Origin of the sequence: Paenibacillus sp. XY044 (assembly GCF_002257645.1) — a bacterium.
Taxonomy (GTDB): Bacteria; Bacillota; Bacilli; order Paenibacillales; family Paenibacillaceae; genus Paenibacillus_AQ.
The window spans coordinates 19,660-33,002 of sequence record NZ_NQMO01000007.1 but is presented as its reverse complement, the minus strand read 5'-3'; the positions used below and the strand labels follow the sequence as shown (position 1 = coordinate 33,002).

9 protein-coding genes and 1 pseudogene are annotated in these 13,343 nt (G+C 43.4%); 5 read left to right on the top strand and 5 right to left on the bottom strand.

Annotation, left to right across the window (positions count from 1 at the left end):
- The first annotated feature begins 64 nt into the window (after window positions 1-64).
- Window positions 65-655 carry a class I SAM-dependent methyltransferase gene (locus tag CJP46_RS24630; protein ID WP_094598296.1) on the top strand — a complete coding sequence of 197 codons (591 nt, stop codon included), beginning with the start codon at window positions 65-67 and terminating at the stop codon, window positions 653-655.
- Window positions 656-1,713: 1,058 nt separating this feature from the next.
- On the opposite strand, the gene CJP46_RS24625 is transcribed toward CJP46_RS24630, so the two are convergent.
- Window positions 1,714-2,127, bottom strand: a complete 414-nt coding sequence (locus tag CJP46_RS24625; protein WP_094598295.1) for a MerR family transcriptional regulator — start codon at window positions 2,125-2,127, stop codon at window positions 1,714-1,716.
- Window positions 2,128-2,662: 535 nt separating this feature from the next.
- On the opposite strand from CJP46_RS24625, the gene CJP46_RS24615 reads away from it, so the two are divergent.
- Window positions 2,663-3,478 (top strand): SDR family NAD(P)-dependent oxidoreductase, encoded by an 816-nt coding sequence (locus tag CJP46_RS24615; RefSeq protein ID WP_094598294.1) that lies wholly within the window; start codon window positions 2,663-2,665, stop codon window positions 3,476-3,478.
- 178 nt (window positions 3,479-3,656) lie between these two features.
- Window positions 3,657-4,322 carry an NAD(P)-dependent oxidoreductase gene (locus CJP46_RS24610; RefSeq protein WP_094598293.1) on the top strand — a complete coding sequence of 222 codons (666 nt, stop codon included), beginning with the start codon at window positions 3,657-3,659 and terminating at the stop codon, window positions 4,320-4,322.
- A 36-nt stretch (window positions 4,323-4,358) separates the two neighbouring features.
- On the opposite strand, the pseudogene CJP46_RS37630 reads toward CJP46_RS24610, so the two are convergent.
- Window positions 4,359-4,628, bottom strand: a pseudogene (locus tag CJP46_RS37630) (MerR family transcriptional regulator); the annotation flags it as partial.
- Window positions 4,629-4,977: 349 nt separating this feature from the next.
- On the bottom strand, window positions 4,978-5,361 hold the full coding sequence (locus CJP46_RS24600) for a hypothetical protein (RefSeq protein WP_094598291.1): 384 nt from the start codon (window positions 5,359-5,361) through the stop codon (window positions 4,978-4,980).
- A 1,124-nt stretch (window positions 5,362-6,485) separates the two neighbouring features.
- Here CJP46_RS24600 and CJP46_RS24595 point away from each other — a divergent pair.
- Complete coding sequence (locus CJP46_RS24595; protein WP_094598290.1) at window positions 6,486-6,719, top strand: hypothetical protein; 234 nt, start codon at window positions 6,486-6,488, stop codon at window positions 6,717-6,719.
- Window positions 6,720-7,681: 962 nt separating this feature from the next.
- Here the strand turns inward: CJP46_RS24595 and CJP46_RS24590 are convergent.
- Together CJP46_RS24590 and CJP46_RS24585 are read right to left on the bottom strand one after the other, a co-directional pair.
- The gene (locus CJP46_RS24590; protein ID WP_179281319.1) at window positions 7,682-10,129 is read right to left on the bottom strand and encodes a glycoside hydrolase family 38 N-terminal domain-containing protein; all 2,448 of its coding nucleotides are present in this window, start codon (window positions 10,127-10,129) and stop codon (window positions 7,682-7,684) included.
- 80 nt (window positions 10,130-10,209) lie between these two features.
- Complete coding sequence (locus tag CJP46_RS24585) at window positions 10,210-12,327, bottom strand: DUF5054 domain-containing protein (protein WP_256992507.1); 2,118 nt, start codon at window positions 12,325-12,327, stop codon at window positions 10,210-10,212.
- A 118-nt stretch (window positions 12,328-12,445) separates the two neighbouring features.
- Between CJP46_RS24585 and CJP46_RS24580 the strand changes: the two genes are divergently transcribed.
- Complete coding sequence (locus tag CJP46_RS24580; RefSeq protein ID WP_094598288.1) at window positions 12,446-13,321, top strand: AraC family transcriptional regulator; 876 nt, start codon at window positions 12,446-12,448, stop codon at window positions 13,319-13,321.
- Window positions 13,322-13,343 lie beyond the last annotated feature (22 nt).

Genomic DNA, 13,343 nt, shown 5'->3' with positions numbered 1-13,343 from the left:
CAAATATCCATTTATCCCCAATGGTGTTTTTGTTACACTTCGCTATAAAGGGGGATGAGCTTGAGTGAGGGGACAAAACAAAGACATACGAGTTGTTGTTGGTGCTGGCGGATATAGCAATAATCCCGAGTGGACGCAAACCGAAGAGACAGAGCTTAATTTATTACGAAGAGAACAGTGGTCTGACCGTTTTCAACCCAATACCATTACTGCAGTTTTAGCCGAACATGTATGGGAGCATCTAGACTTCGAAGAAGGTGTAAAAGCTGCAAAGGTTTGTTTTGAGTTCTTAAAACCTGGCGGGTATGTTCGATGTGCTGTTCCGGATGGTTATTTCCCTGATGAAGAGTACCAAAAAGGAGTACGAATCGGCGGACCAGGTCCTGCTGACCATCCTGCTGCAAGCCATAAAATAGTACACACCTATAAAACCCTTTCGGCGATGTTTGAAGAAGCTGGTTTTAAAGTGAATCTTCTAGAGTATTGCGATGAAAGTGGAGAATTCCATTATACCGATTGGGATGAGAAAGAGGGTTTCATTTACCGATCGAAACGCTTTGATCACCGCAATAATGAAAACTCTTTGGGATTTGTTTCTCTAATTGTGGATGCTGTTAAGCTGCCGAGAATGAAATACAAACGTATTTTAAGCTAACGGGAAACGATAGCCGAAACCCAATGATAAATAGTAAAGCGATAGAGGAGGTGCCGATATGAGGGAAAGACGATGGGGTATCGTAAAATGGTCATTGTGTTCTCCCCGATAATTGCTTTTTCAACTACTCAATCAATAATGAGAATCAATATCAATTGGAATAAAATGAGATTATCATTATTCATTAGATGTTGTCAATAACAGGAAGGATAACTTCTCCTTTGTTCAAACTAACTGGAACAACAGCAGAGTAGGAATTTTTAGGTATTTTTAGAGAATTAGTAACTCAACTTCCGGTGCGACCAAACCTAGGTTGTGAAGCTTAGCAGGTGGAAATCTCTAAAACCAAGCCAGCAATAGCAAGTCTTGGACGGCTGGAAGTAATTTCAGACGTAAAGCGTAGACAGCCAGATAGTCTGCCTGAGAGTGACTAAGACTCGAAAAGAGTAACCCGGAGAGGTCGACGTTTTCGAAAGTATGGAAGAGGTTGTCAGAAATCCTGGTGTATTCAAGGCTACCTGGACAACTCTGAATATGACGTTCTCAAGTTCACGTTCTGTATTATTCCAATAAAATACAACGGGTTGATTAATCATAACTTCATGAAAAGGTTGACAAAAGAAAATTCCTGTGCTTTTTAACAGGGAATTTTAATTTTGGGTGGTACCATATTATGTATTGGGAGAAGATGAACTTTGCGTTTACGATCCGGTGTAAGACGACAAGAACATACACGCTTAAAAGCCGCATAGCTGCGGCTATTTTTGTTTTAACGATATATGGTTAACCGTGGTTGATAAGGATTATCACCTCAGATGTGCTTGCCTGGATAATGCCAGCGTGTAAGAAAAACAACTTAGTATTTCAAGCGAGGAAAAAAACTCATAAACAAACCTATATTATGTGGCACATCAACTGGTCCAAAGGGAACGATGCAAATCGGTGTCACCTTTCGGATAGAAAGAAGAACGAAATTTCAATAAACGTGAATTTCAAGTTGTTGAAATTAATAAGGGGATCGGCTGGACCGATGAATGTCCAGATAATCGTGTATACAATTAGATGTTAATTCTAAGACGTAATTCCTCCATCATAGCCTCAGCTTGCTGTGGATCTTCGTTCAGCAGCTTCCTGTACGTCAGCATCCAATTCAGCGTTACAAGCATATGATCATATTCGTCCTTCTTACGCTCGATCTCATTAATCTTCTGAAGAATCCAATCTATTACTTCTTCGTTCGTGCGTGCGTTCGTATCGTGATCCTGCAAAATCGTCTTCAGTTCAGCTAAGGAGCAGCCGATGCCTTGAAATTTCTTAATCAGCTTTAACCGCCCAATTGCTTCGTCTGAGTAGTTGCGATAATTATTCTTCTCTCGCTGAATATGCCTGCTGTCAAGCAAGCCTTCCTTCTCATAAAAACGAATGGTGTGGGGTGTTAGAACCATCAAGTCTGCTAGTTCTTGAATTTTCATATGAATTCTTACCTCCAAATGCTTGCCTTAGAGTTTACTTTATAGTTTAGACTAGAGTCATATCTTCGTCAAATGCTTAAGGAGGCGTAAAACGATTATACGAATATTCGTTACAGGTGCAGCAGGTTAAATTGTTACAGCTGTTGTTCGCGAACTCATCGGTGCGGGCCATCAGGTAGTTGGTCTGACCCGTTTATAGAAAGGTTTTCAAGTATTAGACTTGGGAGCTGAGGTGGCTCGCGGTGTTATAGAGGATCTAGATTTACTGCGCAACTATGCAGTCACTTCAGACGGTGTGCGCCCGCAGGCTCGCGACTGGATGGCATGGACGACGAAGGCATTCCGTGAGTGCGTTGACACAGGAACGATTGGGATGGAGGTCGGAGGGGCCTTTACAGATCTAGGACATCGAGCGGTCGCAATAATTTCAAACCTTCCATCAGCCAGAGCGGATACGCCTAAGTTAAATGATTCTTTTGCCTATTGGCGCATGATTTATAGAGATTGTCAATAAAGATAAGGGGAGTGAAAGAGTATGAATACGTTTGTAATTACAGGGGGTAATAGCGGTGTTGGCCTGCAGTCTGCTCAAAAACTTATTGATGCAGGCAATCGCGTGATTATTTTGGGGCGCGATAAACAAAAAGGTGAGAGCGCATTGGCATCTTTTGGAACAGCGCGTAATCGAGCAATATTTCTCTCTGTGGATCTCGCGACTCACGATGGAGTCAAAAATGCGGCACAACAGATCAATGAAATAACCGACAAAGTCGACGGACTGTTACACTCGGCGGGCATTTTTGATCCAAGGGACATCAGAACAAGGGACGGTCTCCCGCTCTTTTTCGCGTTGGCTTACTTAAGCCGTTACCACTTAACTCAACTCCTGCTGCCAAAACTTCTTAAGGCAGACCATCCTCGGGTAATTATGATGGTGGGCACAGCTAAAAAAGTTCCCAAATTCGACATCAAGAAGTTCCAATCCTTCGAAAAATTTAATTTCTGGACGATGACGCTACCGATCGTTGGAGCGTGTATGCATTATGCAGACTATCTTACCAAGACGCATCCTAAGATTTTCACGGGATGTACAACCCCGGGGGTTGCTCGAACGGATATCTTTAAAAATGCGCCATGGTATTTCAGAGCCTGTGTCGCAGTGGCACGACCTTTTCTCAACTCAGCCGAATTGGCGGCTCGTAACCCAGTTCAGGCACTCCTGAAGGGCGAAGGAACATCGGCATATATGTGGAACAAGGCCGGTAATTTCCAACGTAAATTTGCAATCGAAGTAAATAAAGAGGATCAAAAGGCTCTTATTGATTTGTCGCATAAACTCACGGGTGCATGAATTCTCTTGACTGATTTCTGATGTCATGGGCTTTATACGAATGAAAAGTAAATTGACGGTTCACTTATCCCGCTTAAAGTCTACTGTGCATACCTAAAGTTTCATTAAGATATTATGATAAACTCGGCTTGGTGAGTCCAAAACGAGGAGAAATCTCTTTTTGGAGGGATCATTATCAATGAAATATTCAAAATCAACATTCTTAGTTTTTGGTGCAACCGGTAGAACTGGCCAACACTTTGTTTCCATAGCGCTTAAAGAGGGTCATAAAGTAAAAGCCTTAGTTAGAAATCCAGAAAAAATTAAAATACAAAATATAAATTTAGAGCTAATCAAAGGTTCCATCACAAATCATGAAAATATTGACGAATTATTAGATGAAGTCGACTTTGTAATTTGTATGCTTGGAGATGCTCAGGAACAAAATAAGGCGCCAATCAATACTATCTTTATTAAGAAGCTTATCCCAGCTATGCGAAGACAAGGTGTAGAACGTTTCCTATATCAGGCTGGAGGACTCACGCGTCGATATAAAGTAAGACTCCCTTTTGTGACTTGGATTCTTAGAAATACTTTAGCTAGATATAACGGTCTTCTCGGTCAGCATAAAGATAATGAAACTGTAATTGAATATTTAGTTGAAGAAGCACAAGATGTGGATTGGACTGTGCATAGGGCCGGCATAATCTCAGACGGTCCTTCGAAAAGAATATTGAATAGAAGTCGAACAAAGTATAGTCTTGCAACTCATGTAGATATTGCTACATATAACTTTCAGGTCATTAATGAGGATTCTGCAATTCCTGTAAGACGACAAGAACATATACGCTTCATAGCCGCGTAGCTGTGGCTTTTTTTGTTTTAACGATATATGTTCTTGTCAAAACCCCACGACAAGAACACATATCGTTTGCCGAAAAAGACAAGAACATATATGGTTAATCGTGTGTTCCCATTCTCTTTTCCTAAGGTCCATTTCCTTCATCTTCTTCCGCAAAAATTCAATGGCCCGGGAGAGCTCAAGTTTGTTCCCGTCTTCTTCCTTCAAAATAAATTTGGTTTCCCTTATCGTAAAACCCGCAGCCTGAACTCTTTTGATCAGTAAAAGGTGTTCGAACGCTTCCTCGGTATAGTCACGATAATTATTGTCCCTGCGCTCACGTGGCGTCTATCCAGCAATCCTTCCTTCTCGTAATAACGAATGGTCGGCCGATTTCCCGGTCTTCTGTGCCAGCACATGAATTTTCATGCTTAACTATTATCAAATAAGGGTTTTCACATATTAGTCATGCCTAATTTGTGAAAACCCTTATTGTTAAACTATCTTGTCCCGTTAGCGGAACTCGCGACCACTTAGAATATAATCACGTATTAGTGGATTAAATAGGCATAAATATAAAAGTATAATTTCGTTTAACGTATAAATTTGAACGAGGAATCCCTTGAGGATTGGATTGCCCGGCCCAGCTAAGCTTTAGCGGGTCTGTAATCTCCCTCATCTATACCTCATCGGTAAACTGATAGTCCCTTGCGATCCTGCCGTCTTCGCTTAACAAAATAAATACCGTGCCTGCCCCTAGTGTCTTGCCGCCCCCAGACGGCACCATGACCCAACCGAGCCTGATGACGCCGTGATGATGGCTGACGTTGTTCAAAGGCTCGAATGTATAAGAGCCTTTGTCGACGAATTTGTCGAACGCCTCAACGATTCTGGCTTCGATGGCATCATGTCCCTTTTCTTCACGCGTGTCTGTGCAATGAATCGCTGCTTCCGTCCACAGATCCTCGATGGCCTTCCTCCGCAAGCCTGCATCCGGTTCGTTCCAGACGGCGTTGTATGCCGCCGCTAGCGCAGCTATTTTCTCGCTCACTACATGTATCATACCCGTTCACCTGTCCTCTTTTTTAATGATTATCTCTTACTCAATGTATCACTTAAACAAGACAACTCCCGTCTTGTTTAGAAAGAAGATATTCGTAGATGCCACTCCTGCAATGGGAGAGGAGGAACAGTCCCGAGTCTAACCCAAAAGAACGAACATCTCCCACGTGAATTGCACCGGTCGGGTAGGTGTCGAGGGACAAGAACATAGTCCCATTGAGAGTCGCTATTATAGCGGCTTTTTTGTTTTATCGGAACAAGTTATTGTCCCGAGTCGAGGACAAGAACTTGTTGGGTGCGGATTTAACGATAAAGAATAATCAAGGAGATACCTTTTATTCTTAGGTTAAGCCAATGTTAGAAACACAGAACACCCTAAATGAGATAGAGAAGCGGCTAGCAGGAATTCAAAGTGATGAAATTAAAGTATTGGATACACTTGAAAGTCATCCAGACTCTAGCGCCTATAGAACAATTTACGGGAGACATTATAGGGTGCCCGAATAGTGGGATGGGGCAATGGTTGTAAGTATCGATGGAGTTGTTCATGCTATTAACGGTATTGCGATTGGATATTATAAAAACCTCCCTGCTATACTGGAGAACACTTTGATGAGTATGTGTCGGCTTGTAGAAAAGGGTTAGAGGAGACCAAACTGGATCCAGTAATTGAACCTTGAACAGGAATTAATTTGAAGACATATCACGTTTTGATTGCTCTCAGTTGAATGTAAGGATGCCTTTGAAAAGTAATGTAGGACGACAAGAACATACACGCTTAATAGCCGCGTAGCAGCGGCTTTTTGTGTTTTAACGATATATGTTCTTGTCAAAACTAGACGACAAGAACATATATCGTTTGCCGAAAATGACAAGAACTTATATGGTTAACCGTGGTTGATAAGATTTATCAACCATAGATGTGCTTGCCTGGATAATGAAATGTTGTTCGGTTCCCGGAAATATGCATCGCGATGGAGGGAGCTTGAACGGTATTCGCGGTGAGGTTTACTACTATTTTAAAGCAGTTTTGAGTCACTTGAAATTAATCAAACAGCTCTTTCACTTGAATTATCACTAGTTGAATCTGGTGGCAGGGTATAGGCAAGAATAGGCAGGATTGTAATGAAATCACAAAAAACCGTTGGAATAACGGTGAAGTTAGAGGGAGTCAAGGCAATTATTTCAATCAGTCTGGTAAATGATGATTTCTGCTTGGTGCCAGACATTACAATTAATAAAATTGACATAGACGAAAATGGTGCAATTCCTTATCCAGTTGATCAAATATTCGACGCAGTAATTGATGAATTCGCAAGCGGACCTGCAAAGCAGGAAATTGAAAAAGAGCTGGAGTAATAACAACTAATTCCTCTGTTTCTTGGAAAATCAACCAACGGAATATGGTTCACCCTCGTCAAACCGGATTATTATGAAAAAGTATCGTTTGTGATTACGGTGGATGCACGTATTGATGCCTTGTTACCGTCACTAGCTATATTCAATTGAAAGTACGTTGGGAAATGGACCGAGGGGATTTTCAAGTCCACAGATGGCGGGCGCACATGGCAATCCATTCGCGGCAGCCTTCCGTTCGGACGGCTTGCGGCATCGGTACTTGTCGCTTTGACGCTTGATGAGCATCGACCGGGCGTGTTGTATGCCTGTTTTACCCGTGATGGTTTATGTCGATCCGAGGACGACGGGCAAACATGGCAAAAGTTGTTCCCGGCAGGGGATGGCACAAGAGAGACGATACAGGCAGTAAGCTGCGGGAACGGGATTGTCTAATGACACAAAAGTGGCAACTGGAAAGCATATCAAGAAATACCGTAAATAAGCCTTGTTATAAACCAATGTCGCTATCCTGAGCTGAAAAATATTAGTCATTTTTAGGGTGAAACTGTAATGGCAACGCTCATTCATAGCAGCATCATCGATATCGTGGATGCAGTGATGGCGTTGAAATTGATTCATACGGAAGTCCAAGTCGACGAAAGGAAATAACTCTCGGCAGACGCGGATAAGAACGAAGAAGTTTCGACCAATGATGAAAATGATTACGAAAAATCAAGTCTACCAATAACGAAATGATTGACTGGTAATCTTTCAGAGGGAAAATATTAATATTTAGGAATAACACCTTTCTCTTCTCACTGTTTTTTTATAAATTTAGAGAAAATAGGGAGATGCTTCTATGTTGTAGTTTAATACCTAGTAACCATAAGGATTCTGGAATATACTTGAACAGCAAGAAGACTACAGTAAAATGGATACAGAATAGTTGATACTATTCTGTATCCTTCCTCCAAATCATATGCTTATTTGCTTGTTCTCCAAGCCAGTATGCCTGCGTTCATGCTTGTACATGCTTCCAAAGCAGCTTCTGGTGTATTTAGTTCCTCACCCCATGCAACATAGTAACGGAATTCATAGAATCCTCCCAACGTTGCCTTAAAGTTTGTCTCCCAATAATTATTCATGGGCCATGAGTAGAGGTGAGCTGGATCATTAGCTAGCCCCGGATGTCCGCTCAGAAGACGATCCTCATAGTCTAATGAACCGATTTGAACAAGCGGTGTATCCGGCATTGCAATCGCAATACCTAGTCCTTCACTGACATACGCCGTACCCTCATCAACACAGTAGAAATCAGCAAGGGAACCTGGGAGTTGATCGATTCGCGGACGCAAAGCCGCACCTGTTTTTTCAACCCAAAGTTCTTGCTGCTCTGAAACAGGCGCACTTCCGAAAGGAAGAGAAATGTATAGATTTTCTGGGTCCCATACACTTTCCTTATGCATGCGTACAGCAACATCGACACGAGCATGATCGCTGTAAACGGTAACGAGTAAGGAATAATGACTACAGCCATTTACGCTGTACGTCAAACGAACTTTACCGTACAGTGCTCCTTTTTCAACAATATCTACATTAACAAGTGTCCCCACAGAAGTAATCGCGTCAGGACCTCGGCGATTGCGTCCCATCTTGCGGCGTACATCATACATACCAAATTCGTTAGGAGCCCGTGTCACATTGTAGACAGGAGAAAATGCATGGTGATTACGGTCAGCACGGAGCAGGTCCTGATTCGAGGCTTTGTCGATCCATTTTTTAATGCCAGCACCCATCTCCCATTCGATGCGAACGAAAGGCGATTCAATAAATTTCGGCGTAATGTGAAGCTTCGGCGCGACTGGTGGAATAATATCCATCATACGATCCGATCCAACATAATCTGTCCGATACGCAGTTACAGGCTTGTGATCTGTAAGGGCTTTGATCGTCAAATGTACCTGCTGTTTAGGCTGGAGCGTTACCGGTATGGTAATGACGACCCCGCGGTGTCCTGTAACCATCTGAGCCTCGTATTCGGTGCCCGTCGCTTCATCCATGACTTCGAAGCCGTTCTTTAATTCCGCCAAATGCCAGCCTTCCATAATGAGCTCAGCATAATCGGTTTGCACAAAGTCATTTGGATTATATAACTCAAATTTCATTGGACGATCAGGACCTAGCAGTGCATCGCCACGTTCCTCAAGGATGTCGTATAAAGCGGTATGAGCAAGCGAACTTGCATTGGCCGCATAGGCTTCTTTCCTGCAGCCAAGCTCCTGAACGAACGGGTTCCAAGGCTCTGTGACAGAGGAATGATAACCCCATGTATGCTCGGCGAATAGAGCAAGCTCATATTCAATTGCCTCTAAACGTTCTTTGGAGACAATCTCGCAGGCGGGATCTAATTGCTTCACCTTCGTATACACACGCTGTGCTTCACGGAAGATCTGTACATGCATCGGTGTGGTCGCCGAGCCATCCGTCCACCAATCTGGCCAGTCCCCAAGGAAGGTTTCAATTTCTGCCGGATGCTCCTCAGCATAAGCTCTTACATCTGCAAAAAAATCGTCCAATGTCGCCGGTTGAATAAAGATACGGTCTCCATGCTTCTCATTCCAAGGATTCACAAAATCCATCAACGCTGCATTGGGTGAACCGTTGTCAGTAGGAAGTCCAGACACCATAACAGGTACAAACGGGAAAGTGTAACCATCAGCAACCAATTGCTCTAAATAACGATTAAATCGTGATTCAGCCACTTCAAAGGATACGCCGTTTCGGACATCATGATCATCGCGAATTGTATAAGATCCGCCAATGCCAGGGATCAATCCAAGATCATTGCCAAACATGTAATGCTCGCCGCTCCATGTGAGAATACGATCTCCTTTAGGCGTTTCCCACCAGAATGGAATCTGCTTCTTCCAAAGTGGGAACATGGAGTGATGTGTATGAATACAAGTAATTAAATTCTCAATGCCCGAATCCGCTAGTACTTGACTGTATCCCCAGCCAAAACCTGTAATATCTGCCGTCATCGCAGAGCGCACCGGGAACTGAATCGATTGTCCATAATCGCTAATCCGCCTAATCATCACGGAGAGCATCTCTTGATTTAACTGTTCACCGAAATTGAGATAGGTTCCGGAGAGACCGATATAGCCTTTCTTCACCGCTTGAGCGAAATCTTCTTTTTCTTCGGTTGTAGCTTTTAACAGGAATGATTCAACTGGCCAATACGTTTCACATACCCACTTATAGCCTTTCCAGTCAGGTCTAGCGCCGCTCTCAATATCACGAACAATCTGCAAAGCCTGCCGAATATAATTGACATGATACTGGCGAATTTTTTCTTGACGTTCCGTATAACCAACATCCGTATGTGAATGTTGAATGATATATATTTTCCAAGGTTTGCTCTGACTCATCGTAAATCTCCTTTCAGGATTACAATAATTTTGGAATGAAATGATTGGACTAGAATCGATAGATGCAAAATGGGAAAGCATTACAGATTGGATTGAAAATGCAGCTTGAAGCGGAAAGAAGCATCCTCTTCGTACCACGCTTGGAAGTTTGTGCCCCACACATTGTTATGCAAATTCACATGCATACCTCCAGTGAGCGGAGCAAATGTATGATCAAACTGGAGCAAGCGAGGTTCCCCGGGACATACAAGTGCTGCGTCCAAGGTATCAATATGAACTTTTCCATCTGTGGCCGCATAATACATCCCTTGCTGTACCGCATGCATATTGCGATTCCCGCCTTGAACAACGTCTAAAGGAGATATGAGCTGTCCGATTTTGTCCAGCTTCCATTGATTCGGATTGTAAACGATCGGAATAAAGCTCATCCATGCAGCCTCAGGAAGGCGATATGCATCCTTGTCAAACCACTGTAGCTTACATTCTACCGTTTGAGTATTTTTCTTAAACACATATTCAAGTGTTAATTCTCTTGGAGCTCCCATGCGCTCGCATGCAGCTCTTGACATACGCAGGCTCGCGAGCACAACATCCTGATCTTCCCCAAAAATGGCTTGCAAGGATTGAAGCTTCGGTATCATAACTTCTTGTGCAATCCACTCTTTGGTTAAGTCCATTCCTGGCTTCCCGAAATCTCCGGTTGCCCACACATGCGTATATCTCCATCTGACGTGGTATTCACGATACCAACGATCATAGTCGGCTTGCGAATAAGTTTCGTAAGAGAATAAACCGATCGGATTGTTAGGGCCGGCCCACTCTCGACCTCGATCATCTTTCAATCCGATAATCGCGCCCGTATCCTCAAACACAACCTCAAAGTCTCCTAATGTATAAGGCTGGTCACTAGATAGGACGATTGCATCCGTTAGAGCGCAGCGAGACGGCTTTAGTGCGAGTAGGGCAGCGCGTGCTTCAGCTTGTAGTTCAGGACGAAGTGCTTGTATCGCTTGATCCAGGTATTCCCGCTGCTCCTGCCAAGAGAGTTCCATGAGACTAAAGGAACGTGCATTCAATTTTTCTTCGGCTTCATCACCGAACATTTCAATCATTTCTGTACGTGAATTCATTTCGTAGAAACGATATTCCTGCGGATTCAAGTTAATATCGACCTTGTCACGCTTACGTGCCTGATGGAAATCATCTTTATCATAGTGGATATAATCCGCAAGATATCGTTTGATATCTAGTCCCCAGGTATGTTCAGGGATCATTAATAACGCATCGCAGAAATTGTGATACTCTTCATCGCTGTCTGTAAGCGCCCCTTCTTGCAGCCACTTACTCTTTAGGCGGAGCAATTCACGGTAGCATGCTAATTTATACGGGTCTGTGGATGTGCCATGAATCCAGCTGTCTCCAATTTCTTCTTCCACGACAGGCAAGGTATCACGGATTGCCCATACTTTTTCTGCATACTGGTCTAATGTGGAAGCTCTAATTTCTGCATGTGGGTAAGCTTCTCGCAGCTGGGCAAACTCTGCTTCAATCTGCAGGGCCGTGGAAGGTCCATGGTTATCATGCGTATGTGCGAAGTAAAGAACATCGTTCAATCCTTCAAATTCAGAGGTTGTGCCGTAATCTCTACTGTATTGAACAACAATTTCAGATCCGTCCGTATTTCGCCATAAGAACAATTCAGGGACGTGAGGAACATGGCTAGAAGGATTTACGCCTAAATGCAAATACTTCAATCCAGCCTTCGCCATATGCGTGATTAATGAGCGTGTATGACCAGGGACGTCTGTCATTTTGGCTGCGATCGTACGCTTGCCAAATCGCTCATCAAGGCGCATGGCCATATGAATGCCATAATCAAGCAATTCGCTATCACATAACTCGGTATAAGTGGTGAAAGGAAGGCCATGCCATCTTAAATAGTCTTTTGCAATGGCTTCTTCGACTTGTTGTCTTTCCTCGTCCGTACCGTGCATTAAAAGATGGTGGATTAACCACGAGCCCGTTGTCCAGATAAAGGAGCCTCTCTCCGGGTGTTCGGCAAAATATTTCGCTGTTTGAATGGCATTGGGGATGAACAGCTTCATATATCGGTCCGTCACATTTTTCGCGAGATCTGTGTAGCCAATATCCAAGTGTGTTTTGAAGATGACGTGGATATGTGTTGCGTTTTGGTTCAAGCTTATCGCTCCTTCCTAGTGATTACGCTCTCAGTGTATAGCAATTTATCTCATTTGACTTTTCGAATTATATCTAATAGGATCTGAAACATAATGCGAAGAGAGGCGTGTATTCATTGTGGTGGATCGTACCAAAAATGAACGTTGGGTTTATATTGTAGATGAGGAGCATGGCCCTGCGGCTCGTGTCAAAGATTTAGTGCTTTTGGGATACGACCATTTCAGTAGAGCAGAGCTCTTAACCGATCATGTGCACGAAGATGCATATGAATTCGTCTATGTTGATCAGGGGGCTGTCGATTGGGAGGTAGGAGGAGAATTTCACCTTACGAGTGCGCAGCATATCATTCATACCAGACCGGGCGAGCGACACCGTGCCAGCTTTGATTATATTGGACCATCAACGATTTGGTGGATCATTGTTCGCGATCCAGCTCAGCATAAGGAATGGTTCGGCCTCCATGAAGAGGAGCGTCATACATTTGTCAAATGGATGCAAAGCTGCCCTCGCATTCAATGGGTCAGTAATGATGTTGTCGTCTACTTCGAACGATTGAAGCAACTTATAATGCAGCAGAATACGGAGCTTCTGGAATTCCAGCTTCGCCATTATGTCATGGAAATTTTGCTGCACATGCTGCATCATCCACAACTAGTTGTTCAATCACAAAACATGCATGCCTACACGCAACAGCTGAAGGAAAGAATCCAGCAGAATCCATCTGCACGATACGCTATTGGGCAGCTTGCGGAGGAGATTGGGTTAAGTGAGTCGCATTTCTATCGCGTGTTCCGTGAGACGAATGGACAATCACCTACGGCGTATATGGAGCGAGTTCGAATGGACTACGCATGTCAGGTACTGAAGGAATCGAAGATGACCATAACGGATATCGCCATGGAGCTTGGTTTTAAGACGAGCCAGCATTTTGCAACAGTATTCAAAAAATTGATGGGTATGACACCAAGGGCATGGAGAAATCAGAATGGTTAGTGTTCAATAGGGAGTTGTAATT

Excerpts from the sequence above, each read along its gene's own strand:
- CJP46_RS24625 (WP_094598295.1), bottom strand. The coding sequence starts at position 2,127 with ATGAAAATTCAAGAACTAGCAGACTTGATGGTTCTAACACCCCACACC.
- CJP46_RS24615 (WP_094598294.1), top strand. The coding sequence starts at position 2,663 with ATGAATACGTTTGTAATTACAGGGGGTAATAGCGGTGTTGGCCTGCAG.
- CJP46_RS24610 (WP_094598293.1), top strand. The coding sequence starts at position 3,657 with ATGAAATATTCAAAATCAACATTCTTAGTTTTTGGTGCAACCGGTAGA.
- CJP46_RS24600 (WP_094598291.1), bottom strand. The coding sequence starts at position 5,361 with ATGATACATGTAGTGAGCGAGAAAATAGCTGCGCTAGCGGCGGCATAC.
- CJP46_RS24595 (WP_094598290.1), top strand. The coding sequence starts at position 6,486 with ATGAAATCACAAAAAACCGTTGGAATAACGGTGAAGTTAGAGGGAGTC.
- CJP46_RS24590 (WP_179281319.1), bottom strand. The coding sequence starts at position 10,129 with ATGAGTCAGAGCAAACCTTGGAAAATATATATCATTCAACATTCACAT.